Annotated in this window: 22 protein-coding genes; 15 read left to right on the forward strand and 7 right to left on the reverse strand. The window is 48.5% G+C overall.

Annotated features, from left to right (window positions below; genetic code table 11):
* The coding region (gene cadA, locus L0156_24240) for a cadmium-translocating P-type ATPase (GenBank protein ID MCI0606109.1) at positions 1-2,090 on the forward strand (2,090 nt) is incomplete at its 5' end.
* Between the two features lie 172 nt (positions 2,091-2,262).
* Positions 2,263-3,288 (forward strand): sensor domain-containing diguanylate cyclase, encoded by a 1,026-nt coding sequence (locus tag L0156_24245; protein ID MCI0606110.1) that lies wholly within the window; start codon positions 2,263-2,265, stop codon positions 3,286-3,288.
* Positions 3,289-3,386: 98 nt separating this feature from the next.
* On the opposite strand, the gene L0156_24250 is transcribed toward L0156_24245, so the two are convergent.
* The gene (locus L0156_24250; GenBank protein MCI0606111.1) at positions 3,387-4,061 is read right to left on the reverse strand and encodes an alpha/beta fold hydrolase; all 675 of its coding nucleotides are present in this window, start codon (positions 4,059-4,061) and stop codon (positions 3,387-3,389) included.
* 108 nt (positions 4,062-4,169) lie between these two features.
* On the opposite strand from L0156_24250, the gene L0156_24255 reads away from it, so the two are divergent.
* From L0156_24255 to L0156_24275, 5 genes are all read left to right on the forward strand, one after another.
* Entirely contained in the window at positions 4,170-4,928 is a 759-nt protein-coding gene (locus L0156_24255; protein ID MCI0606112.1) for an exodeoxyribonuclease III, read from the forward strand.
* Positions 4,929-4,951: 23 nt separating this feature from the next.
* The gene (locus L0156_24260) at positions 4,952-5,443 is read left to right on the forward strand and encodes a DinB family protein (protein MCI0606113.1); all 492 of its coding nucleotides are present in this window, start codon (positions 4,952-4,954) and stop codon (positions 5,441-5,443) included.
* A 68-nt stretch (positions 5,444-5,511) separates the two neighbouring features.
* On the forward strand, positions 5,512-6,783 hold the full coding sequence (locus L0156_24265) for a hypothetical protein (GenBank protein ID MCI0606114.1): 1,272 nt from the start codon (positions 5,512-5,514) through the stop codon (positions 6,781-6,783).
* Position 6,784: 1 nt separating this feature from the next.
* Positions 6,785-7,156 (forward strand): DUF2784 domain-containing protein, encoded by a 372-nt coding sequence (locus tag L0156_24270; GenBank protein ID MCI0606115.1) that lies wholly within the window; start codon positions 6,785-6,787, stop codon positions 7,154-7,156.
* An 86-nt stretch (positions 7,157-7,242) separates the two neighbouring features.
* Positions 7,243-7,824 carry a DUF1579 domain-containing protein gene (locus tag L0156_24275; GenBank protein ID MCI0606116.1) on the forward strand — a complete coding sequence of 194 codons (582 nt, stop codon included), beginning with the start codon at positions 7,243-7,245 and terminating at the stop codon, positions 7,822-7,824.
* Positions 7,825-7,910: 86 nt separating this feature from the next.
* Here the strand turns inward: L0156_24275 and L0156_24280 are convergent, their stop codons facing one another.
* The 4 genes from L0156_24280 to L0156_24295 form a co-directional block, all read right to left on the reverse strand.
* Positions 7,911-9,251, reverse strand: a complete 1,341-nt coding sequence (locus L0156_24280) for a peptide MFS transporter (protein MCI0606117.1) — start codon at positions 9,249-9,251, stop codon at positions 7,911-7,913.
* Between the two features lie 156 nt (positions 9,252-9,407).
* Complete coding sequence (locus L0156_24285; GenBank protein MCI0606118.1) at positions 9,408-10,316, reverse strand: hypothetical protein; 909 nt, start codon at positions 10,314-10,316, stop codon at positions 9,408-9,410.
* Positions 10,317-10,536: 220 nt separating this feature from the next.
* Positions 10,537-10,860, reverse strand: coding sequence for a BlaI/MecI/CopY family transcriptional regulator (locus L0156_24290; GenBank protein MCI0606119.1), 324 nt, complete (start codon positions 10,858-10,860; stop codon positions 10,537-10,539).
* A 51-nt stretch (positions 10,861-10,911) separates the two neighbouring features.
* Positions 10,912-11,193, reverse strand: coding sequence for an HU family DNA-binding protein (locus L0156_24295; GenBank protein ID MCI0606120.1), 282 nt, complete (start codon positions 11,191-11,193; stop codon positions 10,912-10,914).
* A 252-nt stretch (positions 11,194-11,445) separates the two neighbouring features.
* Here L0156_24295 and L0156_24300 point away from each other — a divergent pair, with 252 nt between their 5' ends.
* From L0156_24300 to L0156_24330, 7 genes are all read left to right on the forward strand, one after another.
* Positions 11,446-12,621 (forward strand): serine/threonine protein kinase, encoded by a 1,176-nt coding sequence (locus L0156_24300; protein MCI0606121.1) that lies wholly within the window; start codon positions 11,446-11,448, stop codon positions 12,619-12,621.
* 35 nt (positions 12,622-12,656) lie between these two features.
* Entirely contained in the window at positions 12,657-13,892 is a 1,236-nt protein-coding gene (locus L0156_24305; GenBank protein ID MCI0606122.1) for a serine/threonine protein kinase, read from the forward strand.
* Positions 13,892-15,373, forward strand: a complete 1,482-nt coding sequence (locus L0156_24310; GenBank protein MCI0606123.1) for a hypothetical protein — start codon at positions 13,892-13,894, stop codon at positions 15,371-15,373. Before L0156_24305 ends, L0156_24310 begins: the two co-directional genes overlap by 1 nt.
* A gap of 141 nt (positions 15,374-15,514) precedes the next feature.
* Complete coding sequence (locus L0156_24315) at positions 15,515-16,714, forward strand: serine/threonine protein kinase (GenBank protein ID MCI0606124.1); 1,200 nt, start codon at positions 15,515-15,517, stop codon at positions 16,712-16,714.
* 232 nt (positions 16,715-16,946) lie between these two features.
* Entirely contained in the window at positions 16,947-18,035 is a 1,089-nt protein-coding gene (locus L0156_24320) for an efflux RND transporter periplasmic adaptor subunit (protein MCI0606125.1), read from the forward strand.
* A gap of 7 nt (positions 18,036-18,042) precedes the next feature.
* On the forward strand, positions 18,043-21,297 hold the full coding sequence (locus L0156_24325; GenBank protein ID MCI0606126.1) for an efflux RND transporter permease subunit: 3,255 nt from the start codon (positions 18,043-18,045) through the stop codon (positions 21,295-21,297).
* Positions 21,294-24,359: an efflux RND transporter permease subunit gene (locus L0156_24330; GenBank protein MCI0606127.1), complete on the forward strand. Its 3,066-nt coding sequence runs from the start codon at positions 21,294-21,296 to the stop codon at positions 24,357-24,359. Before L0156_24325 ends, L0156_24330 begins: the two co-directional genes overlap by 4 nt.
* 16 nt (positions 24,360-24,375) lie before the next feature.
* Here the strand turns inward: L0156_24330 and L0156_24335 are convergent, their stop codons facing one another.
* Together L0156_24335 and L0156_24340 are read right to left on the reverse strand one after the other, a co-directional pair.
* On the reverse strand, positions 24,376-24,690 hold the full coding sequence (locus tag L0156_24335) for a hypothetical protein (protein MCI0606128.1): 315 nt from the start codon (positions 24,688-24,690) through the stop codon (positions 24,376-24,378).
* 24 nt (positions 24,691-24,714) lie between these two features.
* On the reverse strand, positions 24,715-25,248 hold the full coding sequence (locus L0156_24340) for a DUF1579 domain-containing protein (protein ID MCI0606129.1): 534 nt from the start codon (positions 25,246-25,248) through the stop codon (positions 24,715-24,717).
* 94 nt (positions 25,249-25,342) lie between these two features.
* Between L0156_24340 and L0156_24345 the strand changes: the two genes are divergently transcribed.
* A complete protein-coding gene (locus L0156_24345) occupies positions 25,343-26,017 on the forward strand; it encodes a TetR/AcrR family transcriptional regulator (protein ID MCI0606130.1) in 675 nt (224 codons plus the stop codon).
* Positions 26,018-26,132: the final 115 nt, after the last annotated feature.

Below are 26,132 nucleotides of genomic sequence, written 5' to 3' on the forward strand. Positions count from 1 at the left end.
CCGAAATCATCAGAGACAGACCGGGAGCCTGTCCGATCTGCGGTATGGCGCTCGAACCAGTTGTGGTCACGCTGGAAGAAGAAACGAATCCGGAACTCTTGGACATGACAAAAAGGTTCTGGTACAGCCTGTTTCTAACGCTCCCCGTTTTTCTGATCGGGATGTCAGAAATGTTACCGGGACGGCCATTGCATGCTGCTGTCTCGCCAGGATTATTGACCCTACTTCAGCTAATTCTTACAACTCCCGTCGTTTTGTGGGGTGGCTTTCCTTTCTTTGTTCGTGGATGGCAATCAATCGTTCATCGTAGCCCCAATATGTTTACTTTGATTGCAATGGGGACTGCAACTGCATATTTGTACAGTCTGTTCGCAACGCTCTTTCCTGATCTTATTCCTCATTCGCTTCAGGACCATTCCGGACAAGCTCCCGTTTACTTTGAAGCCGCGGCTGTTATTACAACTCTGGTGTTGCTCGGTCAGGTGTTGGAATTGCGCGCCCGAAGCAAAACAACCGGCGCCATCAAAGCGCTGCTGGGCCTGGCTCCAAAAACTGCAAGAATCCTTAGCACGGATGGCAAAGAAGAAGACGTCTTGCTCGAACATATTCAAAAAGGAGACGTGCTGCGTGTGCGTCCGGGGGAACACATTCCGGTGGATGGAGTTGTTTTGCAAGGAAGCAGCACTGTGGATGAATCGATGCTTACCGGAGAGCCGATTCCTGTGGAGAAAAAAACGGGAGACAAGGTTACCGGAGGCACTACAAATGGAACGGGGAGTTTCCTGATGCGCGCCGAACGAGTCGGAAGGGACACGATGCTTGCGCAAATCGTTCGCATGGTGAGTGAAGCCCAACGCAGCAAGGCTCCTATCCAGAGACTCGCAGATGTTGTATCCGGATACTTCGTACCCACAGTTGTGTTCATCGCAATCGTTACGTTCGTTGCGTGGTGGTTGACCGGTCCGGAGCCTAGAATCGTTTACGCCATTGTGAATGCCGTTGCTGTTTTGATCATCGCCTGTCCGTGCGCGCTTGGACTTGCAACACCCATGTCCATCATGGTGGGTACAGGAAAAGGAGCGGCCTCTGGCATTCTCATTAAGGATGCAGAAGCGCTCGAAACTTTAGAGAAGGTAGATACTCTTGTTGTAGATAAAACGGGCACACTCACCGAAGGAAAACCAGTAGTGGCTTCCGTTCACACAACTCAAGGACGAACACCGGAAGAGCTTCTTGCTTACGCAGCCTCTTTGGAGAAAAGAAGCGAGCATCCGCTGGCCCAGGCCATTCTGTCAGCGGCCAGAGCAAAAAATCTGGACACTCCCGAAACGCAGGACTTCCACTACAGTCCCGGCAAGGGAGTTTCCGGAATCATCGTTGGGAAAAAAGTGATGCTGGGCAATGATCTGTTTCTACAGGAATCAAAGATTCAGATCGATTCCTTCACTGATGTCAGTGACAAATGGCGAAAAGCAGGAAGCACAGTGGTTTACATTGCAATCGAAGGAGAAGCAGCAGGTCTCATTCAAATCAGAGACCCCATCAAGAAAAGCACGCCCGAAGCGGTTCAAACATTGCACCGCGAAGGCATCCGTATTGTGATGGTAACGGGAGATCATACCATCTCTGCCAGAACCGTCGCGGAAGAATTGCAAATTGATGAACTTCACGCGGAAGTTTTGCCTCAGGATAAAGCGCGCATCGTGAAAGAGCTCCAGAAATCGCAAAATCTGGTAGCCATGGCTGGAGATGGAATCAATGACGCGCCGGCCCTTGCTGCCGCTGATGTGGGAATTGCGATGGGGACCGGAACAGATGTAGCGGTTGAAAGCGCGTCCATCACTCTGGTGAAAGGCGATCTCCGCGGGATTGCACGGGCAAAAAAACTAAGCAGCGCGACCATGCGAAATATAAGGCAAAATCTTCTTTTTGCGTTTCTGTATAATGCTCTGGGCGTCCCGATTGCTGCTGGAGTTCTCTACCCGTTTTTTGGATTACTCTTAAATCCAATGATCGCGAGCGCTGCAATGACCTTCAGCTCCGTTTCTGTAATCGCCAATGCCCTCCGGCTAAGACGCATCGAGTTATAGTGCAAGAACCTTTTGCATTCCCCTCCGTATTGAGAATACAGGAGGATGATTTCTATGCTTATTACTTCCGCCTTATTCGTTCTCGCTGCAGCGATTCTGCTGGCCCTGATCTTTCCAATCGCATTCCAGTACGATTAGCATTGAGTTTCGGCTGACCTCTCGCTAGAATACTATGAGAGGTCTGGCTGTGATCAAAGAGAAATCAGGGGAAGACCCGAACCGTCTGGAAAAGTGGTTCGAGTTCACACAGAAACTTTATTGCACTCTTGATTTGGATCAAGCTTCGCACATTGCTCTTGAGATCGTGTTGCATCTTACCGGGATGCAACGCGGCATGCTGCTGACCAAAGAAAATGAAACCGCTTTCCAGTTTCGTCACGCGCAAAATCAAGAAGGACGAACGCTAAAACAGGAACAATTTCCCGCGACCAATGTGCTTCTCCGGGAAGTTTGTAACCAGGGCTCTCCCGTTCACAAAAATCACGACTCGGCAGGAGCGAAGACCGTGCTGTGCATTCCTTTTCTCTCCAACCGTGCTGGCTCTAATACAGTAATAGGAATTCTGTACTGTGATAGCTCGGAAGAGATTCCTTATGGGGAAAGCGAAAAAGAAATGTTGAATGTGTTTTTGATGCACGCAGGACCTGCGTTGGAATCAGTCATTTTCTACGACTGGGCTACGCGCGATATGCTGACAGACGTTTACCAGAGACATTTTTTTGACGCCGTCTCTCAGATCGAATGGAGGCGGACGTTAAGACACAAACATCCAGCAACCGTATTGAGGGTTGATCTGGACCGGCTGCGGGCATATAACGAATCTTATGGCAGGAAAGAGGGCGACACGGTGTTGAGAAAGACCGCTGAGATTCTTAAAGAAATTTGCAGGACTGAAGATATTATTGCCCGCTATGACATCGATGAATTCGCTGTTTTGCTTCCCGAAACAGACACCGCGGGCGCGCGTTTGGTTTCCGGTAGAATCACGGAAGAAGTCCCCTTGCTGTTAACTCGTGATCCTGACAGGCCGGTAACTGTGAGCATCGGAGGCGCCACTTACCCGCGGTGCTCCGTTAACAATATCGTAGATCTGATGCGACTCGCCGGCATTGCGCTCTCGCATGCCAAACAAGCCGGCGGCGCGCGGGCAATTCACTATGAGCCTTCCCTGAGCAGCGCACACAAAAAAATCTTCTGAAATAGTCGTGGATCGTAATCTTGATCGTGATCTTAATCGCAATCGCTAGTATCGAAATTCGATTCGATCAGGATCATGATTACGATAATTGATTACGATCACGATCCACAATTTTGCAGCCAATTCACGATTGCAGCAACGATTGCGTTGCGAATCTCTGCCGTGGAGGGTCCTGTCTTCCGCGGAACCTCCAGGGAATGCCCGCCGCCCTTCACCGCATGCAGCTCCGCATACTTTCCGATCTTTTTCAGAGTTGACAACAACAGGTCCTCGCGAGCGAAAGGGTCTTTTGTGCCGCTGATAAACAGCATCGGCTTTTGAATTCGATACAAATGTTCATCTCGCAACTGATCCACTTTTCCAGGCGGATGCAGCGGATATCCCAGAAAAAGTAATCCACTGACCTTCTCAGGATCGGCAACATAGGAGGCGATTCGGCCTCCCATCGATTTGCCGCCGATGACAACTTTCTGAAACGGCATTACTTCAATTGCTTTGCGGTAGCTTGCGATGAGCACAGGCTGTGGATCGGGAACTTTCTTTTTGTTCTGGCTGTATGGAAAGTTGAATTTCATGCATGCATAACCGGCTTCCGCAAGTTTTCGTTGAAAATAAGTCATGAATTCGGAATGCATATTTCCTCCGGCGCCGTGTCCGAGAATGACACCGATTGGATTTGTTTTGGTTGGAAGAAGCAGAAGCGCTTCCGATTCATGATGCTCTGTTTTTAAAAGTATGCGTTCTTCTTTCATTCGTCTTATGATTATACTCATTGTTTCTTTCTTCACCGCAGAGAACGCGGAGAACGCAAAGGTAAAAAATATTTTTTAGCTTTTCCTCTGCGGCCTCAGCGATCTCTGCGGTGAAAAGAGTACTGATAGATGAAAGTCGCTACATGGAATGTAAACGGAATTCGCGCGCGCGAAGCGCAGTTCCAAACCTGGCTTCAAGAAACTCGACCGGAGGTCGTGTGTTTGCAGGAAATCAAAGCAGGGCCGTTGCAGATTCCGCCTCCGTTGTGCGAGCTGGAAGGATACTGGTGCTGCTGGCATGGTCTTGGCGGCTATTCAGGCGTCGGATTGCACATCAGTAAAGAGTTTAGCCCGGAACGTCCATTGTTCAGCCATCCACTTTTTGACTATGAAACTCGAATCGTAGAAGGCAAAGTCGGACCTATGACTTTTATTTCCGTTTATGTCCCGAATGGCGGAAAAGACTTTGAAGCAAAAATGCGTTTTCTGGGATCGATGGATGATTACATTCAGGCAAAACACGCGCAAGGGGAGCAGTTGATTATTTGTGGTGATATGAATGTTGCCGTCACAGACCAGGATGTTCATCCAAAAGAAAGGAAAGCGACCGCATTTGGTCAGCGTCCGGATGAACGGGAACTCTTTCAAAAAGTTTTGAGCGCGGGTGTGGTCGATGTCTTGCGCGCGCTGCATCCCAACGACGATCAACTCTTCACCTGGTGGCCGCCTTGGCGAAACATGAAACAACGAAACATTGGATGGCGCCTCGACTATGTCCTTGCCAGCTGGATGCTCGCGGAACGGATTCCGGAATGCATCGTGCTCCGTGACGTGGGAACCAGCGACCATGCTCCTGTTGTGGCTACTTTACAGAATCGAATCGGTTAAAATCTGGTGAGAGGCAAATCCCTATGAATGCAAAAGAAATTACAGAGCTCTTTGATTACAATCTGTGGGCAAACAACCGTTTGTTTGAAGCGGTTGCGCAGTTGCCGACGGATCAATACCTACGGGATGTAAAAGCAAGTCATGGTGGAATTCATGGAACACTGACTCACATTGTCGGCGCCCAAAAAATCTGGCTCTCGCGATGGCTCGGAACGCCGGATACTTCCCTGCTTCATGGAAAAGATGTTGCCTCTCTGCTGGATTTGATCTCGCTCTGGGAAAAAGTCAGTTCCGAAACGGCTGAATTCCTGGCTTCCATCGATGATGAAAAATTGCAAGAAATGATGACGATCACAACAACAACTGGCAAACAGTTCCATCACACGTTTCAGCAAATGATGCAACATCTTGTAAATCACTCTTCTGTGCACCGCGGTCAGGTAACGGCAATGATGAGACAATTCGGAGTGAGACCTCCCGCAACAGATCTGATTGCTTACTACAGACAGAGGTAAAACAAAGTAGCGCGGGCGTCCCGCCTGCGAGCTGCGCAGACGAGACGTCCGCGCTACTTTGCTTAATTATGAAAATACTGAGTATCATTTTCCTGGCGCTTTTTATGAACGCAATCGATAAACGGCCTGATCTCGATTCAATTGCAGAAAGGTACGTTCGTCTGGTTCTTGCGGCGGGCGTGCATGATGAAGATTACGTGGACGCTTACTACGGTCCAAAGGAATGGAAAGAAGAAGCGCAAAAACAGAAGCTGCCACTCACCGAAATCCGCGACCGCGCGGAGTCGGTTTTGAAAGAGTTGAGCTCTTTAAAAATGCCCGCGCAGGAAATGGAACGGCTTCGATACGAATACTTGAAAAAACAACTGGAATCACTTCATGCATTTGCAGATTTACGGCTGGGCAAGAAATATTCTTTCGATCAGGAATCCAAAGCTCTCTATGATGCAGTCTCGCCCCATTTTCCGGAAGAGCACTTTGCTACAGCTCTTCAATCACTGGATGCTCTTCTTCCGGGAAAAGGCACAATTCAGGAAAGGTACGATGCACTTAGAAAAGATTTCATTATTCCGCCCGGCAATGTGGATAAGGTCTTTCAACTTGCGCTGGAAGAAAGCCGCAAAAGAACACGCAAGTACATTGAGTTGCCTCCGGAAGAGAACTTCACGGTGGAATACTTAACGAATAAACCGTGGGGTGGTTACAACTGGTATCAAGGGAATTTTCGCAGTCTGATTCAGGTGAATACAGATTTACCGATTTACATCGATCGCGCTATTGATCTGGCGGGACACGAAGGTTATCCGGGCCATCATGTATACAACGTGCTTCTGGAACAGGAATTGTTGCGGAAACGTAAATGGTTGGAATTCTCCGTTTATCCGCTTTTTAGTCCGCAGTCTTTGATCGCAGAAGGGAGCGCAAACTATGGAGTAGAAGCTCTTTTTCCGGAAGGCGAAAGATTAGAATTCGAGCGGAAGGTCCTTTTTCCTGCGGCCGGTCTGGATCCAGCTCGCGCGGCAGAGTATCACAAAGTCGCTGAACAAATAGAGAAACTGGCGTACGCAGGAAATGTAGCTGCAAAAGAATTCTTAGACGGCCACTGGACCGAAGACCAGGTCATTGAGTGGTCGATGAAATATTCACTCTATACGAAAGAAAGAGCTGTACAGCGATTGCAATTTATCAAGAAATACCGCAGCTACGTGATCAACTACAACCTTGGTGAAGACCTTGTTACAAAGTACATCGAAGCTCAGAGTCTCACTCAGGAAGAGCGATGGAAAGCCTTCACAAAACTCCTTGGATCCCCGCGCCTGCCCTCGGGGTTGGCGTTGTAATTTGTTGCTCTCCTTTTTGAATGTTTTCTTCCACGTTTCGCATATCGCGATCATTCTCTTTACTCTTTGCGGATGGATTCTTCCAAAGACCCGCAAACTCCATCTGATTGTTGTGCTCGCTACAATCGTTTCCTGGACAGGCCTGGGAATGTTCTTTGGCTGGGGATACTGTTTCTGGACAGACTGGCACTGGCGAATCAGGGACGAGCTCGGGAAAGAACATCCATCGTCCTACATCAAATTACTGGCTGATTCATTATCCGGGCAAGACCGGAATGCGGGCCTTATAGATCTCCTCACGGCTCTCCTTTTTGCGATTGTGGTTGCAATCACAGTCTATGTTCATTTTCGTCAGTACAGACGAACCACTTGAGCATTTTTTCTAATTTGGGATAATAGCCCTGAAAACAGTACTTCATTTGTCAAACAATCAACACTAATCTTTTAAGGAGAGTCACCTTGAAGTCAACAATTCTTGCAACAATAACTGTTCTCTGTCTTGCATTTTCAGCATTTGCTGCTGAGGAACCGAAAGCCGATGATCCTATAATGAAAGCCTGGATGGAATATGCCACACCCGGCGATCAGCATAAAGCAATGGGAAATCTGGTCGGAACTTGGGAAGCTACCATCAAGTCCTACATGGACCCGGCAGCGCCGACCGAGCAAAAAGGCACTTCAACCTTTGAAGCCGCGATGGACGGACGTTACGTCATCGAAAAAGCCGAAGGCAATTTCATGGGAATGCCTTTTCATGGTATGGGAATCTACGGTTACGACAACGGAACGAAAACCTACGTCTCCACCTGGGTCGATAACATGGGAACCGGAATCATGATCGGAACTGGCGCGAGTGATGATGGCGGCAAAACAATCAACTGGAGCAGCAAAGCCTACGATGCGATGACCAAGAAGGTGCAGAACTACAGAAGCACGATGCACATGATGTCAGCCGATCAATATCACTTTGAGATGTACGGTCCCGGCCCCGATGGCAAAGAAATGAAGATGATGGAAATCACCTACAACCGCAAGAAATAAGATACTGATAACCGCCAAGACGCCTAGAACGCCAAACCAGAAGAAAGAGAATTGGTCTTAGCGAACTTGGCGTCTTGGCGGTTTTTTTAATGCACGCCGCCCATCAACTTTCTGATCGGCCGGATCAAGATCAACAGAACAAGGGAAGCAAGGATAGCAACCAGAGCGACACTACCAAATAGTTTTGTCAGCGAATAGCCTTGCATAAATCCAGCGAGCGACCCCGCAATAATACTGCCAACCGCAATCGATAAGAACCATACTCCCATCATCATCCCCACGACTTTTCGTGGAGCAAGTTTGGTAACGAGACTGAGCCCGACGGGACTGAGACAGAGTTCACCCACCACTTCCAGGAAATAAACTCCGACAAGCCACATCGGACTGACACGAATGCCGGTTTGAGCAACGCCTGCAGCAGGAACAAGCAGAAGAAAAGCCACGCCAACGAAAAACAATCCGAATGTGAATTTTGCGGGACTGGATGGTTCCTTCGTTCCCAGCCGGACCCAGAGCCACGCAAACAAAGGGGCCATCGTAATTACAAAAAATGCGGGAACCGACTGAAACCAGCTGGATGGAAAGGTCATTCCAAAAACAGAAAGGCGTGTGTGTCGATCTGCGAAAAGATTCAACGTGGATCCTGCTTGCTCATAAGCTCCCCAGAAAATGCTTGCAAACACGAAGAACACAACGATGGCGGCAAGCCGTTTCCACTCAGCAGCCGTAAATTTCACGCCGCCGGAAGTTGCTGCCTGCTCCTTTTTTTCGATAGCCGCTTCTTCCTTCAAGCGGTCCATCGCAGGTTTGAGATACTTGCGTCCGTAAAAATACTGAATCAAACCGAATGTCATGCCCACAGCAGCACAGCCGAAACCAATGTGCCAGTTCACTCGTTGCGCAAGATAACCCGCAATAATCGGACCCAGGCAAGCGCCCAGATTGATTCCCATATAGAAGATGGAAAAACCTGCGTCTCTTCTTGGATCATTCGCAGAGTACAACGAACCAACCATCGTTGTAACGTTTGGTTTCAACAATGCTGTCCCCAGGACAATGAGAGCAAGGCCTGTATAAAAGAATGGAAGAGCCTGAATCGTGAGCGTCAAATGACCCAGAGTAATCAACACAGCACCCAAAAACACGCTTCGATATGCGCCCAACAACCAGTCAGCAACGAGCCCCCCGCCTATCGTTGCCATCCAAACGCTACCGGTGTACAGGCCGTAAATACGCCCGGCGCGGCCGTCATCAAATCCTAGACCACCGGAAGCCGCAGGTGTAGTCATATACAAAATGAGGAATGCTCGCATTCCGTAGTAGCTAAAGCGCTCCCACATCTCGGTAAAGAAGAGCGTTGAAACTCCGCGAGGATGTCCGAACCAGGTCTTGCCGGCTTCCGTCGAATTTACTGACTGTGTGTCCATGCTGAAGACTCCGATGGTGACGTTGTTTGTGAAATTACTTTACCATACTGAGGAGGTTCGGCAATGTTGGTGTTACGAGCGGGACATTTGCGCTGTAAACGAAATAGAAAAGGCCACAGACAAGTCAGTGGCCTTCTCATTAAATGCTAACTGGCGTTATGGATTTGGCCAGGATTTCCAAATGATGCACATGCCTGCGGTATCAGCCGCGAATGGATCCTGACGAATCCCTGCGTAAACCGGGTTCAGCACTGCATCCGGAGGAGGTCCAAAGTGACCGATTCCCAATGAGTGTCCGTTTTCGTGAAGTGCGACAGTTTCTACATCGACTCCAGGTAGAGGCTCGTCGATCCCCCACGGCTGCGTGGAGTTTGGAGTACCGGCCGTGCAGGTGCTTGCTGGATCTCCAAAATCGTTGTTGTAGTAAACTTCGTTCAACGCGGTATCCAGGTAGCCGTCGCCATTGATGTCGGTGGGGTTGCCAGCGCCGTCAATAAAGATGAACGTAACAGAGAATGCGAGCACGCCACATCCGTCGGTTCCAGTGGCTGCGGCAAAGAATGCTTTAGGCAGCCAGCCTGCATCTACGATGTCGGCCAGGAAAGGATTTCCAAAGCCGCCAAACCCGAAAAAGAAATCGAAAATGTCCGGGTCTGCGCCACTATCCGCCCTTTTGATGATGTCTACTTTGGAAAAGCATTTGTTATCCTGCCAGGTATCGAAAGCTCTATCGATAGCCGGCTCGGTATCCGCATTCGTGAGACCACTGAGGGTCGTGCCATCGCTTTGATCGACCAGGTAGGTAATGTTCTCACCGTCAGCAATACGGCGAGCATCGTTCGGGACCCACCGGAATCCCGACTGATGGATGCGGTTACTCGGTCGACCCACACCAATTGCGAAAACATCAATTTGCTCGACAGCTATGCCAAGACCACTAACAGCAAGCTTTTGATTGATAGCTTTCATCTTCTTCAGAACTTTTCGGTCGCCTTCTTCCCCGAAGACGAGTGCTGGTAGCAGCGCAAAAAGCGCGCTCACTACGAGCTTTGTGGAAAATCTCATGAAATCCTCCTAAAGGTTGCGTGTTTTGAACATAGAGTCTAGCTATCCTCCCTCCAATAGCTAGCGGCGCTTATTTCATATAATGAAACAGTACCTGCTGTCAAGATGAGTCGGTAATAGAAAAAAGCTCCGGAAAGGGCTTTCCGGAGCTATAGCTTGCTAGGTTCTTCGACTGATGAAAAGGGCTACTATTAAATATACTCTAATATTCGCCTACTAATCAAGCTTTCTTTTTGGGCGTCCCACCCGCGATGTTTTCCTGGATGTATTTCTTCCAGTAATCGGCTACGGTTTTTGCGTCTACCAGCGCTTTGTAATGGTAAGTGCCCTGTTTATCGCGGCGCGACAGGATTTTTTTGTTTACGAGACGGTCCATGACGGTTTTTACCGTGGTATAGGCGATCCGTCTTTCCGCCAGCATTTCATAATGGACATCCGACACTGTAACTTCCCCCCGAACTGCCCAGATCTTGTTCATCAACTTCATCTCAAGATCGGTGAGCATGTAACGCTTTTCCCCCTGCTTGACGACTTTAGGCCTCAATTGGAAAACCTCCTTATCCGCCCGCAGCGGATAGCGAATGTTTTGCCGCTCTTATTTTGCCCGGAGCACTGCCGCCTTTAACGCCTTTCCCGCACGAAAACGCGGAACCTTTTTTGCAGGTATCTGAATCGGCTGCCTCGTTCTGGGATTGATCCCCTTGCGCGCCGATCTTTTCGACACCAGAAAAGTTCCAAAACCAACAAACCCCACGCTCTTCCCTCTTGCTAAGGAGTCTCTAATCCCTTTGAAGAGCGAGTCCACCGCCTTTCCGGCGGCAGCTTTGGAAAGTTTGGCCTTCTGGGCAACGCTGGCAATCAACTCTTGCTTGCTCATTGTGATGTTCTCTTATCCACCGTTCTGATTGTTTTCCCCCCAATCAGAAACGAAAAAATAAGTTAACAAATCTACGTACTACAAATGTCAAATGAACGTTATCATTTTACGAATAGTATGTCAACAACACGTACGCATTTTGTAATACTACACTTTTTGCCACGGGGACTAGAGCGTCTTCGCGTCTGCCGGTCGACACGCTCCACGCGAAGACGCGAAGTCCGCACGGGTTTGATGTATGATTAGTGACTTATGGAAAGCGTGCTTGTCCCCCTGATTGTGTTTCTATCGATCACGGTATGGGTCGTTTTACCGAAATACTTCCGTTATCGTCAGGAACTTGCAAGGGAAGCGATCAAAAATCCCGTAACCGACCCGGCTCAAACCGCGGAAGTCAAGAAGCTGAAGGACCGGGTGGAGAATCTCGAGGCGTTGATCTGCCGGCTGGATACCGAAATCAACTATCAGCTGGAGAAATCGGCCGGCGGAGGCAAGATCACCACTTTGCCTGATACAACGGGCAACAGTCAGATGCCAACCACTTTCATGAATATTGCTACAGCATTAGAAGGACGTTATCAGGTTCTTAAGGAACTCGGCCGTGGTGGAATGGGCATCGTATTTCAAGCTCATGACAAACAGCTGAACGAGCAAGTAGCAATCAAAATTCTTTCCCCTTTGCTCAGCAATGATGATCAAGCGCTGGAACGCCTGAAAAGAGAAGTTTCTGCTGCAAGGCGCGTGACGCATGCAAACGTAATCCGGATCCACGACATTGCTGAAATCAACGGATTGCACTACGTATCGATGGAGTACTTTCCGGGCACGAATCTGAAGGAGCACATCAAGCGGTCAGGGGCGCTTTCCCAGATGCAAGCCTACAACATCGCAAGCCAGATTTGCGACGGTCTGGAAGCGGCTCACCGGCAGGGAGTCATTCATCGCGATTTAAAAACGCAGAACGTTATTATTCATGGCAATCAGATCAAAATCATCGACTTCGGACTTGCCCGCACTTCTCATATGGAAGGAATGACTGCCACGGGGCTGATTATGGGCACTCCGGAATACATGGCCCCTGAACAGGTTTCCGGACAGAAAGTGGATGAGCGCGCTGATATCTATTCGCTGGGGATCATTCTCTATGAATTGTTTACTGGAAGGGTACCTTTTACCGGAGATTCCGCGATCGCTGTTGGATTTAAGCAGATGAAGGAAGATCCGCCTCCACCAAGACAACTGAATCCCCAACTCAGTGAGGCCGTTGAGCGTGTGATCCTGCATGCCTTACAAAAAGATCCTGTGATGCGTTATCTGTCCGTATCAGAATTGCGGCAGGACCTGGAAAGAGCTGTAATGACCCCTCTTTCCAGTTCCGCAGCACAAAGTCATTCCGTTCAACAAAATCTGGAAAAAATCAGATCGTGAACTGGCAAAAAGCAGCATACGTTTCTATTTAGCATATGGACCGCTGGTCGCTTTTAGTCTTTACAGTTGTGATGCTCGCTTCGATGGTCGCCTACAGCGCGACCAATGAAGGTGTCATTTTCCCATTCATCTTCTTTACAATGGTAGCCGTCTTCTCACTCCCCAAAATTCTGGATCTGATTCGCGAAAAGTATAATCCGCCTTCGCCAAAACAGGAAAAATCGGAAAAACCAGAAGACTGGCAGAACCTTAGAGAACGGTTAGAAAATCTTGAAACATTAATGTGCCGCCTCGATTCCGAAATCAATTTCCAGCTCGAACGGTCTCTCAGTGGCGGCCGGGTCGTAACGACTTCTTCTGACGTAAGCCAGATTCCAACAACCTTCCTGAATGTTGCTTCGGCGCTCGAAGGCAGATATCAGATCCTAAAAGAGCTGGGACGCGGCGGCATGGGCATTGTGTTTCAAGCGCACGATAAACAATTGAACGAGCAGGTTGCAATCAAAATTATTTCTCCTCTTCTGAGCAATGACGTGGATGCGCTGGGGCGCATGAAACGTGAAGTTTCAGCGGCGCGCCGAATTTCTCATCCCAATATCATTCGCATTCACGATATCTCAGAATTGAACGGTCTCCATTTCGTGTCGATGGAATATTTTCTTGGTACGAACTTGAAAGAACTCATCCGGGGCTCCGGTGCTCTTTCTCAGATGCAATGCACAAACATCGCCTTACAGATATGTGACGGAATGGAAGCAGCCCACCGCCAGGGAATCATTCACAGAGATCTGAAATCGCAAAACATCATTATCAATGCAATGGGAGATGTCAAGATTATTGACTTCGGACTCGCAAGGACCGCGCAGTTGGAAGGAATGACTGCAACAGGTCTGATCATGGGAACCCCTGAATACATGGCGCCCGAACAGGTCGCGGGAAAAAAGGTTGATGAGCGCGCTGACATCTATGCTTTCGGAATTATTCTTTACGAGCTCTTTACGGGACATGTTCCTTTCACTGCTGATTCCGCAATCGCAGTCGGTTTTAAACAGATTAAGGAGAATCCGCTTCCCCCGCGGGAAGTCAATTCCCAGATTTCTGAAGCTCTTCAAAACGTCATTCTGAAGGCCCTGAACAAGGATCCCTTCAAGCGCTTTTCCTCCGTTGCCGAGATGAAGAAGGAGCTTCAAGCGGCGCTTCCTTCCCAGGAAAGCGTTCGCTCCCTTGCGTCTTCTGAAAGGGGTTCCGAACCACAAAAGGTCCGTTACTGATGTGGAGCGCAGGCTTCCAGCCTGCATTACGGGCCGCAGGCATCTTGCCTGCGCGCTGGAAGCCTGCGTTCCTTTTTCTTTCTTTCCTACTTCTCTATTTTTATGTCGATTCATTTCGCTCAACCTTTATCGATGATGCTTTCATCCAATTCAAATACGCCGATACGCTGGTACGCCATGGTAATTGGGGATTTTTTTCCGGCAAAACCACAAACACTGCAACGTCACCCCTGAACGTCTTGGTTCTTTCTTTATTCACTCTGATCACCGGATCGGTCGTAACCTCGGCGATCTGGCTGACAACCTGCTTGCTCTTCTGTTTATTGCTGATTCTTCAATACCTATCCAGCAGAATTTTTGGCAATTCCTATTTTGGCTGGCTTTTGTTTGTCGCGGTTGCGGCAAATCCGTTGTTGTTATCCTGTCTGGGAATGGAAACGATGCTCTTTGTGGTTCTGTTTTTTGCTTCGCTCACACTATTCTTTTTTCAAAAATGGTACTTGCTCGCAGCAAATCTGGCCCTGCTAACCCTCGCTCGTCCGGATGGTTTTTTGTTGTTTTTGATTCTAGCGCTTCTTGTTATGTTTCGTCCCCTTCCCACAAAAACGAAACTGCTGTTTGCCGCACTGTACGCCATTACTCTAATGCCGTGGCATCTTTATTCGTGGATTCACCTTGGTTCTTTTTTACCGGACACTCTGATCATCAAAACAAATCAGCAGGCATGGTACGGCAATGTGTCGTTCGGCTCGGGACTAGGACATTTGTACTTCGTGAAGTTCTCCGGTGAGATGCTTTTTTCGCTAATAATGTTACCCTTTGCCCTTCTGGCTTTCGGGAGTACAAATCGCTCAGCCCACCAGTTGCTGCTGATCGGTATCACGTATACAATCATCCACTTTATCGCGTACTCCGTGCTGAAAGTCCCGCCTTACCACTGGTATTATGCGCATTTGGCATTCGGCTGTGCTCTCGCCGGAAGTATCGGGATCGCCTGTCTTTTTGGAAATCGTCGCGGAATACGATTGGTGTTTCTCCTTCTACCGCTTGCTGGTCTGCTATCACTGGGATTCCCTTTTCGCGAAGCTCCCATACACACAAACTGGGCGACTCACGATCAATACAAAAAAGTTGGAGAATGGCTCCGCCAAAACACCAGCGCCTCAGACACGTTCGTCATGGGAGGAGAAATCGGCACGCTGGCTTATTACGCCGATCGAACTCTGTTGAATAATTTCAGTGATGCGTGGAACCTGCAACGCATCCTGAACCGGAATCCCAACAAGGACAGCAGACTCTTCAAGCTGAATTACTACTGGAGAAAAGATGCGCAACGCTATCCGCGAACAAAGTTCATACTCGAGCATGTGTTTCGTTCCGAAAGAACCGGACCTGAAATCGTCAAATCCTGGCCGACCGCCTGCAAATGGGTGCCGAAAGGAAGAATCTACCTGAGGACTCGAGATAATCGTGGATCTTAATCCTAATCGTGATCGTAATCATTATCTTAGTCGTAATCTTAATCTTGATCATTCGAGATGGCTGATCATGATTTAGATAATCGAGTACGATCACGATCAAGATTACGATCACGATCCACGATTGATATAATACAGAGCTACATGGAATCGATTGCGCTTCTTATTCCGATTTTTGGCATCCTGGGAGGCACCGTGATGCTGGCAATACTGATGTCTCCGATTTTGCTCTGGATGCGCTATAAACACCAATTGGCTAAAGAAAAGCTTTCCGTGGAAGCGAAGGATCCCGAAGCTGAGAAGAAACTCGGCCGCGTGACGGAAAGATTGGAAAACCTTGAAGCGCTCATGTGCCGTCTCGATACGGAAATCAATGCTCAACTGGAACGCTCACTCAGCATGGGCCGGATTGTTACTGCTTCAAATCCTGGCGTCAGTCAGATGCCGACAACTTTCATGAGCGTGGTTTCGGCGCTGGAAGGTCGGTATCAGGTATTGAAGGAATTGGGACGAGGCGGAATGGGTATTGTCTTCCAGGCTTATGACAAACAATTGAAGGAGCAGGTTGCGATCAAGATCCTCTCTCCCCTGCTGTCTAACGATGCGGAGGCACTGGAACGATTGAAAAGAGAAGTGTCATCCGCGAGGCGAGTTACCCATTCTAATGTGATTCGAATTCACGATATTGCGGAAGTCAACGGCCTCCACTATGTATCGATGGAGTTTTTTGGCGGAACAAACCTCAAGGAATACATCAAGCAGGCTGGACATCTTTCGGTAATGGAAGCATTTAACATCGCTGCACAAGTCTGCGATGGTCTCCAGGCGGCTCATTCTCAGGGAGTCATTCATCGTGACTTAAAATCGCAAAATATTATTATTAGTGGCGCCAATCAGGTCAAAATCATCGATTTTGGACTGGCGCATACTCAGCAAATGCAGGGATTAACGGCGACTGGTTTGATCATGGGAACGCCGGAGTACATGGCTCCGGAACAGGTATCGGGAAAGAAAGTTGATGAACGGGCAGACGTGTATTCGCTTGGAATCATTCTGTATGAATTGTTTACAGGTCGCGTGCCCTTTACCGGCCCGTCTGCAATTTCGATAGGTTTTCAACAATTGAAGGATCCGCCACAGCCACCGACTTCAATGAACCCGCAACTCCCGCCGGCAGTCGAGCATGTTATCTTGAAAGCTCTTCAAAAGGATCCAATGCACCGGCATCGAAGTGTCTTAGAGCTAAAAGAAGAACTGGAGGACGCGGTCCGTCAACCAGTCGGCTCCGCGGCGCGCCAAACCGGATCCCCGCAAGCGCAGCTGGAAAGATCGCGCGAACAATAGCAATTTTCAGGAACTTTTTCCCCTAAGTTTGCGTCATTATTGATGTTGTTCGATTATATTTACCGCTGAGAACGCTGAGAGAAACTCAAAAATTCCTTTGTTCTCCGCATTCTCTGCGGTCAAATCAAGGGCCTGTCCAGGATTCGGGGAATCACCTGGAACAAATATAGATGGGAGGACGTATTGGATGTTTGAAAATCAACATGAACAACGGAAGTTGGAGGTTCTGCAAATGATAAAACGTCACCCAGTTATCAGCATTCTCTTGGTGGTTATGATTGTGGCTGGACTCTTCTTCGCTTTCCGTTCGCAAAATGCGAACGCATCACCGAAAGCGGAAAAAGTCAAAGAACAACCGAAAGAAGAAAAGAAACAGCCGGTAGAAGTAGCGCAAGCGAAAACCGGTACAATTACCAGCTCACTGGTAACGACAGCAACTCTCGATCCGGACCGTCAGGTAACCATGATTGCCGAAACAACCGGTGTTGTGAATCGCATTACTGTGGATGAAGGTGATATGGTCAGAGAAGGCCAGCTACTTGCGACACTGTCTGTCCGCGATAAACAAGTAAAGCTGCAGCAAACAAATGTTCGGGTTCAAAATGCCAAGCAGGAATTGGATCGCAAACAGGCTTCTTTCAACGCCAAGATCATCAGCGAATCCGAGTTTGAAAAGGCCAAGTACGAACTTCAGGTTGCTATTGAAGATCGAAACGCGGCGCAGGTAGAGCTTGATCGCTCCGTCATTAACGCCCCCTTCTCCGGTGTGATTACACAGCGTTTCATCGAAAAGGGACAAAACATCAACACGCAATCGCAGCTCTTCACGATTGTGGATGCCGATCCATTGGAAGCAAAAGTTTATCTGCCGGAAAAAGAGATCCTGGGCGTTAAAGGAAACCAGAGTGTTGCTCTGGCCCTCAACGCGCAAAAGGACGTAACATTCCAGGGAACGATTCGACAGATCAATCCGGTTGTGGATCCGAAAACAGGAACCATCAAAGTAACAGTAGAAGTCACCAAAGCGCCGGCGGTGGTGCGTCCCGGATCCTTCGTTGACGTGAAACTGGAAACCCAGCGTCATGACAATGCATTGCTGATCCCCAAGAAAGCGCTTATGGAAGAAGCGGGTGAAAGATTTGTATTCGTTGTCCAAAAAGATAAAGCCGCCCGCAGAACAGTGTCCGTTGGTTTCCTGGATGATCAAAACGCAGAAATTCTGTCCGGTGTAAACAAGGGAGACATGGTGGTCACTTCAGGTCAGGGTTCCTTGCGCGATGGAAGCAAAACAGAGATCGTCGCGAAAAATAAACAAAGGTAACTAAATCATGAAAATTGCAGAAATCTCAATACGTCGTCCTATAACAGTCGGCATGGTAACGGTGGCCGTGCTGATGTTCGGGATAGTGGCGTTCGGCAGGCTCCCGCTAAACTTACTTCCAGACATTTCCTATCCCAGCTTGACGGTTGAAACAAAGTATACTCAGGCGGCGCCGAATGAAGTCGAAAATCTTGTAAGCAAGCCGATTGAAGAGGCAGTAGCCGTTGTTTCAGGCGGACAGCGCATCTACAGCCGCTCGCGCGCAGGTGTATCGGAAGTAACGATGGAGTTTGGATGGGATTCCAACATGGATTTTGCTGCTCTGGATGTCCGCGAAAAACTGGACCTGGTACAGCTTCCGCGTGACGCTGAAAAACCAAACATTTTGCGGTTTGATCCTTCCAACGATCCAATTCTCCGCGTCATTCTCAGCTCACCCCATTCCAACCTTATAGCTCTTCGCGAATTCGCCGAAAAAACAATTAAGAAAGATCTGGAATCCATCGACGGCATTGCGGCTGTAAAGATTAATGGTGGTTTGGAAGAAGAAATCCACGTATTTCTCGATGAAACAAAACTGGCAAGCGTGGGATTGTCGGTGCAGGAGGTTGTCAACACGCTTTCCCGCAACAACATCAACATTGCCGGCGGAAGTTTGTATGAGAATGAAGCGCGCTATCTTGTGCGCACGCTCAACGAGTTCCAGATGGTTTCGGAATTAAATGATCTTGTTGTACGCGAGGATGCGCAGCGGAAAATCCTTCTTAAGGATGTAGCTCGCATCGACAGAGGTACGAAGGAACGTGAAATCATCACGCGCATTAACGGTGAGGAAGGCGTGGAGATGGCCATCTTCAAAGAAGGAGATGCGAACACCGTTCAGGTCGCGCGTGTTGCCAAGGATCGATTGAAAGTGATTCAAGAAGGTGTGGGCAACAAAAATGGCAATGGTAATGCCAAAGAGAGCAGCGCCCTGGTTAAGTCCGGAATTCAGATGGAGATTATGTTTGACCAATCCAAGTTCATACAGGATGCGATCGACGATGTGCGCAGCAATGCGATCTTCGGTGGTTTGATTGCTGTATTCGTGCTGTTCCTTTTCTTAAAGGAATTTCGGTCGACCGGTATTATTGGACTATCCATCCCAATTTCGGTGATTGGAACTTTCTTCGTCATGTATCAGCTTAACATCAAGCTCAACATCATGTCCCTCGGTGGTTTGGCCCTGGGGGTCGGCATGCTCGTAGACAATGCGGTGGTTGTCCTGGAATCCATCGTGCGCCACTTCAAAGAAGGTAAATCGCTAGCAACGGCAGCATATGATGGAACAAAAGAAGTCGGCCTTGCGGTTAGCGCAAGCACCATCACAACAGTAGTAGTGTTTTTACCCATCTCGTTCATAGAAGGAATTGCAGGACAGTTGTTCAAAGACCTGGCTGTCACAGTCACCGTTTCGTTGCTGGTTTCGATGGTTGCAGCATTCGCGCTGATTCCCATGCTTTATTCCCGTGGTGTTCATTCTGAGCGCGAAGAAGTGCCGGAGTACAAACGCCGCTCTTCCCGATTCGTATTTTTCACAGCGCCCTCGACCATCGTTAAAGTCTTTCGGAAAGGCTTCGGCTATGCCGGAAAGGCGCTGCATACTCTTTTTACTCCTTTTATCAAAATTACGGATAGCGGCCTGAACGCTTTTTACAGGAGTTATCCTCCTATTTTGCGCTCCGCGGTGCGTCATCGATTTCTTGTAATTATGGGCAGCCTGGTTTTGCTTGCAGCCTCTCTCGCGGTTATAGCAAATCTCGGCGTGGAACTAATTCCACCTATGAGCCAGGGTGAATTCAGTTTTGAGATGGAATTACCGGATGGAACGCCTTTACAGCAAACAAACCTCACTCTTTTGAAGATCGAAGATCAGGTTAGAAAATTTCCGGAAGTAAAAAACTGCATGGTACTCATCGGACGAAATGCAAACGTAAGCTGGACCGCCGCTGAAAGTTATGAGAACTCTGCTGTAATGAACATCAAAGTTCAGGGAAAGGATTTGAAAGTCGCAGAAACTCAAGCCTCTCAAAAAATTCGTGCACTTCTGGAACGACATCCCGATCTTCATTACAAACTGCAACGTCCCAGCCTTTTTAGTTTCCGAACTCCCGTCGAAGTAGAAGTTTATAGCGATGACCTGAAGACCGCGAGTCAAATCTCCAGCCGAATCGAATCCAATATGCAGCGTATCACGGGGTTGACCGATATCAAATCGAGTTGGGAGGAAGGATCTCCCGAAGCACACATTATCTTCAACCGCGACCAGCTTTCCCGTTTCAATCTCAGGTTGGAAGATGTGGCAAACATTCTTAAAAGCAAAGTTCAAGGTGAAGTTGCAACAGAGTTCCGTGAAGGTGACGATGAAATCGATATTCGTGTATGGAATGAAATGATCACGAGAAATTCGATCGAAGATCTGGAAAATATGACAGTAGCTAAAGTTAACGAAGTTCCGATTCCGTTGAACCAGGTGGCTTCGGTTACGATGGGTCGCGGTCCGAACGAGATCCGGCGCGTAAACCAGAAGCGCGCCATCGTTCTTTCGGCAAATCTGCAGGGTGCAAGCCTCGGAAACGCCTCGGAACAGATCAAGAAGATGCTTTCTGAGACCGAAATGCCCGGTGGTGTCACAGCAACGCTCAGTGGACAGAGTGAAGAACTGCAACGTTCTTTCCGCTCACTGTATCTGGTAGGAGCTCTCGCCTTCTTCCTTGTATACTTCGTGATGGCGGCGCAGTTCGAATCGCTCCTTCAGCCGTTCATTCTGATGTTTACCGTTCCGCTCGCCCTTATTGGCGTTGCCTGGATTCTGTGGGCCACAAACCAGGATATCAGCGTTATTGTGATTATGGGATTCATCATCCTTGCGGGAATTGTCGTAAATAATGGGATTATTCTTGTCGACTACATCAACACGATCCGCAAAAAGGGCGTTCCTCTAATGGATGCAATGATAGAAGCGGGCAAGGTTCGAATTCGTCCGATCCTGATGACAACACTCACGACACTTCTTGGAATGCTTCCCATGGCTTTCACTTCTGGAGAAGGTTCCGAGATTCGCGCGCCGCTGGCGATCACGCTCATCGGTGGATTGAGTGTTTCCACACTGCTGACAATGATCATCATTCCGATCCTGTACAGCATGACAGAAGGTAGGAGAGTTGACATCGAAGAGCTCGAAAAGACGCAGCCGGGTGTTGCGGAGGCTGCAAACGCATGAGCATTTCAGGATTCTCGATTCATAAGCCGATTACAACTCTGGTGTTTCTTGCGAGCATTATCGTTCTGGGAGTCATTTCTACAACGCGAATGAAACTCGCCTACTTTCCTGACGTAGAATTTCCCGGAATTTTCATTCAGGTCCCGTATTCAAACTCCAGTCCACAGCAAATTGAGAAGAACATCATCAAGCCGATTGAAGAAGCTCTCTCCACTCTTAGCGGCATAAAAAAGATGGAATCGACCGCCACAGCGGATGAAGCGCAGATCCAGCTCCAGTTCGATTGGGGAGTCAAACTCGACGTGGTCCGCACAGAAGTCGCGGAAAAAATTGAACTGATTCGCAAAGATCTTCCCGCGGATGTAGAGCACATCAACGTGTTGAATTTCAACACAAGCGATATTCCTGTCGTGCAGGCCCGCATATCGGCGCCTGGCATCGATCTGGCAGCGAACTACGACCTGTTGGAAAAACGAATCAAAATGCCGATCGAACGCATTCCGGGAGTTGCTCGCGTGGATTTAAATGGAGTGCTTCCGAAAGCTCTCTGGATCGATTTGATTCTGAACAAACTGGTTGAACACAAAATCGATGTGGGTAATCTTGCTGAAAATCTGCAGAAGAGCAACAGCAATCTGAGCGTTGGAAAAATTCGTGGAAACGAATCCGTCATCACCGTTCGATCACTCGGCACCTTTAGGGATCTCGATGCCGTAAAAAACTTCCCAGTAAATGCGACCGGATTAAAACTCCAAGACATTGCCGAGATTCAATATGCAGAGCCGGCGGTGGAATTTGGACGGCATCTTAACCATTCTTATGCCATTGCGCTGGAAGTCTTCAAAGAACCGACTGCCAATGCCGTTGAAGTAGCCTCGGCTGTAACAAACCAGGTTAAAAAATTTGGAGACGACCCATACTTAAAAGGAATCAATCTCTTTGTCTGGCAGGATCAGGCAAAAGAAATTAAGGATGGATTGAAAGGGATCACGGATTCTGGAATGTGGGGCGGCATGTTCGCTATTATCATTCTCTTTATTTTTCTGCGGCGTATTGATACGACGTTAATAGTTTCTCTAGCTATTCCCATTTCCGTGCTTTGCGGGGCGACCATCCTTTACTACCTGGGACATACGTTCAATCTACTCTCCATGATGGGTTTGATGCTGGCGGTCGGAATGCTCGTGGACAATGCGATCGTTGTTCTGGAATCCATATACAAGAACCGGCAGGAAGGTTTGAGCAAGATGCTCGCTTCCGAAAAAGGAGCAAAAACAGTAGAGATGGCCGTTATGGCCTCCACGATTTGCACCATCATAGTGTTTCTGCCTTTGATCGTTGGAAAGAAAACTGAGATCAGCATTTTCCTGGCTGAAATCGGAGTTGCGATCACCTCGACGCTCATCTGTTCTCTGCTCGTATCGCTTACCTTGATTCCACTGGCGACTTCCCGCTTCTTGCGTGACAAGAAAGTGGAAGACCCGGGCTGGATTCGCTGGATGAAAAAACATTATTCCACCGTGTTGCATTGGACGTTCGCACACCGTGTTTGGGCGTTCATTCTCGTGGTGCTGATGCTTGCCAGCACGATTCTGCCCTTCAAGCTTGGACTGCAGACCGGCACGTTCGCCGGCGGCAAAAATCGCAGAATGTTTCTGCGGTACGACTTTTCCGATTTCCTTTACAAAAGGGACGTAGAAAAAATCGTCAGCCAGATCGAGCACTTTCTGGATGACAATCAAAAGAATTGGCCGCTCGAATCCATTTACAGCTATTTTTCCGACAGCGACGCAATGACGGTCATCACCCTGAAGCAAGAAGACGTAATGGATGAAGAAGCAAAAGAAATCAGAAAAAAGATTCGCGAAAAGCTTCCCAAATTCGGCGGCGTAAGGGTCTATTTTGAAGATGAGGACCAGCAATCGGGCGGCACTTCAACTTATTTTTCGGTCTATCTATATGGAGAGGACATTGAAACTTTGAAAGCGCTTGCTCGCGACGCAGAAAAGAAGATTGTGAAGGTGAAGGGCGTTGAGGATTTGCGTCTCGATGCAAAGACCGGGCGCCGCGAAGTCCAGATGGTTTTGAACCGCGAAAAGGCAATTCAGTACGGAATTACTCCGGGAGAACTTTCGGAGATTACTTTGTTCGCACTGGGTGGCCAGAGATTGCGACGCTACACAACTCCTGAAAAAGAAATTGACATGATACTCGGCTTGCGCCGGGAGGACAGCGAAAACATTGAGGATCTGAAGAACCTTGAAATCCAGACTAGCTCCGGACCGGTGGCGCTGCGTTCCATCGTAGATTTCAGAATCGTCGAAGGACAAAATGAAATCCAACGTTTAGACCGAAAAAACAACATCCGCCTGAAAGCCACGTATGAAGGAAAAACCTTTGATGATGCGCGTAAGACCATCAGCAGTCTTATGAATGACATAAACCTGCCTCCCGGTTATACATGGAGTTTTGACGAGCGCGTGTTGGAACACGATGAAGAGAGCAAACAAATGCTGATCAATTTCCTGCTGGCCCTGGTGCTCGTATATATTGTCATGGCATCGCTGTTTGAATCTTTGATTCATCCACTGGCCATTATCATGGCGATTCCGTTTGCCATTGTCGGCGTGTTCTGGTTCTTGCTGATCACGGGAACTCCTTTCAACATCATGGCGCAAATCGGATTGCTGATCTTAATGGGCGTGGTTGTGAACAACGGTATCGTGCTCATCGATCGTGTGCATCAATTGCGTGAAACCGGGTTGCCGCGCGAAGAAGCCATTCTAAAGGCTTGCGAGGACCGAATCCGTCCGATTCTGATGACTGCTGGAACCACCATCCTCGGCATGGTTCCGATGGCAGTCGGCAGTGGCGGAATCTTCGGCGGGTACTACTATCCACTGGCTCGCGCCGTTATCGGCGGCCTCACTGCTTCAACCATATTGACTCTCATCATTCTGCCGTTCGTGTATACATTGTTTGACAATTTTGCAATGTGGCTTCGCAGAGTCTGGTTCACCTCCGCGCAAACACAAACAGCCTCTGCTCCAGCCGGCGACTAATCTATAACGCAAAGATTCAGGCCAGCGGGCTCCTGATTCTGGAAATCATGGCTTCTATGGATCTGAAATTCAGCAGAAGATATACCAGGCTGGCAATGTTCCCAAATGCAAATGTGGCCAGCATCCACAGCATCGCACGGCCGATCGATTTCTCATTTAAGAAATAGACAAGAGACACCAACGTAAATCCGATGTAGAGATCGAATAGAATTTGCTTACCCCAGACTTTCACCCAGATTTCTTTCAAGGAATCCAGGAACGAAGTTTCAGTAACACAAAAAACAGTGAAGCCAGTAAGAAAAAGGAAAAGGATGACGACGATCCATCTCATGCAGCGTCTCCAACATTGTTGATTCTAGTGCGAGAGCAGTAGATCAGAATGAGGTGAGAAGCTCGTTCCATCGTGTGCGTTTTCTGCATAGAAACGGACCGTTCCATCAGCCTGGCGCGAATACGTAATCCTCTGCGCTTTCCTGGAATCCGGAAACGCGTCACTGTCAAAGACGAGCGTGTTTTCATCCCTCCAGTTTCCCCTGTAGCGGATTGCAACAGGGTTCATGCTGTTGAAAGCGTAGGCCACGTACTCTCCGGAGGCCGGATCGTACCCCACAATACCGTGAACGGAATATGGAATCTTTTCAGGCATCGCCGCAGTATGGTCGAAAATCAACCAGAGCGAAGATGCCCAGCGATATGCGATCCGCCCTGAAGTTTCGACCGGCTGATTTGTGCCCGCCGGAAACATTTTGCCCGCTGTCTTCCAGTCCCCGATGAAAAACTCCAAACGGGATAAGGCGTTTCCCTGCGGAGCGCCTTGATCCTGCGAATTCACAATTCCAACATGCGCCCAAAAACAAATCAAAATCAAGGAAAGCATTCGGACTGCCATTCTCTTCACCTCCGCTTGTCGTTCCAATAATAGACTGTATAGTCTATTATGTCAATCTTGCCAATGGAAAGAAGATCGTGCTAAAACCTTGTCTGTGAAAAGAAAGCTGAAATCAGGAGAGGCGCTCGCATCCGGTCAGCTCCGCCCTTCGCAGCAGGCCCGGAGCCAGGCCACGGTAGACCGGCTTGTGAAAGAAACAATGGCGCTGCTTCAGAATCGCGATTTTGACACCATTTCGGTGGACGAAATCATGGAAAATGCGAGGACATCCAAGGGCTCCTTTTATTTCCGGTTTGAAAGCAAATCTCATTTGTTGAGGCACATTGCCGAGATTTACTACGGGCGCTGGCTGAATGAATCCAGGCTTTTTTTTGAAAGCGAGGAAAACAGCGCCCTTTCCTTATCACGCTTTCTTTCGCGCTTTGTGGATCATACAGCTAATTTCTACTCCGAAAATCGGAACCTTATACGGGCCTTGCTGAAAGAAGCCAGGCCGGGCGGAGACGAAATCGTCATCGCGCTTGTCACCAGCGGATCGAACCAAACTTTGCATATGCTGATTTCCTCATTAAACAGCAGGCGAAAGGAAATCAAACACCCGCGGCCGGACTACGCCATACGAATCACCGCCTTGATGATCGGTACTCTGATGCGCGAAACGTTTCTCTTCTCCGAACATAGGTTGCAGGCGCTCTCGATTACTCCGGAAATCGTAAAATCCGAAATTATGCGTATGGCCAACCGCTACCTGAAACTTCGAGATTCGTAAGGAACAAACATATTGAGCTCGTACTACTGACGTTGAACTTCTTGTTTTTTTAGAAGGATTTTCGCAAAAGGATATTAAACCGCAGAATATCGAACAAAGGAACTCCGAACCGCAG

Source organism: bacterium, assembly GCA_022616075.1.
Lineage (GTDB): Bacteria > Acidobacteriota > HRBIN11 > JAKEFK01 > JAKEFK01 > JAKEFK01.

Coding starts and splice junctions, on each gene's coding strand:
- L0156_24245 (MCI0606110.1), top strand. CDS start 2,263: ATGAGAGGTCTGGCTGTGATCAAAGAGAAATCAGGGGAAGACCCGAAC.
- L0156_24250 (MCI0606111.1), bottom strand. CDS start 4,061: ATGAGTATAATCATAAGACGAATGAAAGAAGAACGCATACTTTTAAAA.
- L0156_24255 (MCI0606112.1), top strand. CDS start 4,170: ATGAAAGTCGCTACATGGAATGTAAACGGAATTCGCGCGCGCGAAGCG.
- L0156_24260 (MCI0606113.1), top strand. CDS start 4,952: ATGAATGCAAAAGAAATTACAGAGCTCTTTGATTACAATCTGTGGGCA.
- L0156_24265 (MCI0606114.1), top strand. CDS start 5,512: ATGAAAATACTGAGTATCATTTTCCTGGCGCTTTTTATGAACGCAATC.
- L0156_24280 (MCI0606117.1), bottom strand. CDS start 9,251: ATGGACACACAGTCAGTAAATTCGACGGAAGCCGGCAAGACCTGGTTC.
- L0156_24285 (MCI0606118.1), bottom strand. CDS start 10,316: ATGAGATTTTCCACAAAGCTCGTAGTGAGCGCGCTTTTTGCGCTGCTA.
- L0156_24295 (MCI0606120.1), bottom strand. CDS start 11,193: ATGAGCAAGCAAGAGTTGATTGCCAGCGTTGCCCAGAAGGCCAAACTT.
- L0156_24300 (MCI0606121.1), top strand. CDS start 11,446: ATGGAAAGCGTGCTTGTCCCCCTGATTGTGTTTCTATCGATCACGGTA.
- L0156_24305 (MCI0606122.1), top strand. CDS start 12,657: ATGGACCGCTGGTCGCTTTTAGTCTTTACAGTTGTGATGCTCGCTTCG.
- L0156_24310 (MCI0606123.1), top strand. CDS start 13,892: ATGTGGAGCGCAGGCTTCCAGCCTGCATTACGGGCCGCAGGCATCTTG.
- L0156_24315 (MCI0606124.1), top strand. CDS start 15,515: ATGGAATCGATTGCGCTTCTTATTCCGATTTTTGGCATCCTGGGAGGC.
- L0156_24320 (MCI0606125.1), top strand. CDS start 16,947: ATGATAAAACGTCACCCAGTTATCAGCATTCTCTTGGTGGTTATGATT.
- L0156_24325 (MCI0606126.1), top strand. CDS start 18,043: ATGAAAATTGCAGAAATCTCAATACGTCGTCCTATAACAGTCGGCATG.
- L0156_24330 (MCI0606127.1), top strand. CDS start 21,294: ATGAGCATTTCAGGATTCTCGATTCATAAGCCGATTACAACTCTGGTG.
- L0156_24335 (MCI0606128.1), bottom strand. CDS start 24,690: ATGAGATGGATCGTCGTCATCCTTTTCCTTTTTCTTACTGGCTTCACT.
- L0156_24340 (MCI0606129.1), bottom strand. CDS start 25,248: ATGGCAGTCCGAATGCTTTCCTTGATTTTGATTTGTTTTTGGGCGCAT.